Origin of the sequence: Bartonella sp. MU37NMGALS, assembly GCF_042194015.1 — a bacterium.
Lineage (GTDB): Bacteria > Pseudomonadota > Alphaproteobacteria > Rhizobiales > Rhizobiaceae > Bartonella > Bartonella grahamii.
Map to the genome: position 1 here is coordinate 1 of NZ_JBHIML010000103.1, position 1,001 is coordinate 1,001.

At 38.0% G+C, this 1,001-nt stretch carries 1 protein-coding gene; it reads right to left on the reverse strand.

The genetic code is table 11. From position 1 onward, the window contains the following. Nucleotides 1-118: 118 nt before the first annotated feature. Complete coding sequence (locus tag ACFIJP_RS09310; protein WP_375627142.1) at nt 119-967, reverse strand: type IV secretion system protein; 849 nt, start codon at nt 965-967, stop codon at nt 119-121. Nucleotides 968-1,001: the final 34 nt, after the last annotated feature.

Genomic DNA, 1,001 nt, shown 5'->3' on the forward strand with positions numbered 1-1,001 from the left:
TAAATTTATGAAGATCGCTCAATTTCAGTGCGAATATTTTTTACTTTAGGATTGGATATTCTTGTTATTTTGTCATATGGGCATTAAGGGCGTTTGTTAGGGGAACTATTTTTTTATCTCATCTAGTTTTATGTCTCCATAGATGTCCAAATGTAATGCCTTTTGCGAGAGAATTGGCAACGCTTGATAGTTTGAGTAACAGCATGATGGATATAATGGACAAGATGAGAGCTCCCCCAAACATGAAGCTTATATTCTGGTTGTAATCGAGTTTCATATCACTCAAATAGTTTGCAAAGATATTCATCATCAGATTAAATACAGTGGCTAAGAGTAGAAAGAGGATTATATGATTGACGACTTGGATTGTCCATTGCTCGAAAAGGCGATGAGTTGGTTGCCAGAGCAAAGCAATGATGAAGAGTGGTCCCCATCCTACGAGAAGTGTAATAGCGATTTTTGTCAGGAGCACGAGACCACCACCGATTGCGACTACGAGGCTTGTTGCCAGCAAGATGATGATGCCTAAGAGACTGTAAAGCAGTCCATTGGCTTCGAAGAAGACGGTTTCTTGGAAAAGACGGCCTGCATATTGAAATCCTTTGGTTGCTGCTTTGTCCAGTAAATTCATTAACTGTGTATCATTGAGTGGATTTGTTATGAGCGCTTTTGATAACTCATAGGGCATTTGTGTTATTAAATTGGCAATTTCATTCTGATAAAGTCCTGTGGTAAGAGCTATTGAAGTAATAATACTTACCCGTAGGAAACGATTTACAAATCCGGAGAGAGGCATATCTATAGCGCCACGGATGATGAGCCATCCATAGATGATGAAAGCGATTGTGATACCGATTGATACAAAGGGTGTAATTGTAGCTATTGTTTTTGAGGAAATATCCGTGACATATGTTTTTGTTATCTGATCAATTTTATTGAAAAGTTGCGTGAACACTGTAAAGTCCATGGAATTCCTCTTTAACGAATTTTCAACTTTTTAT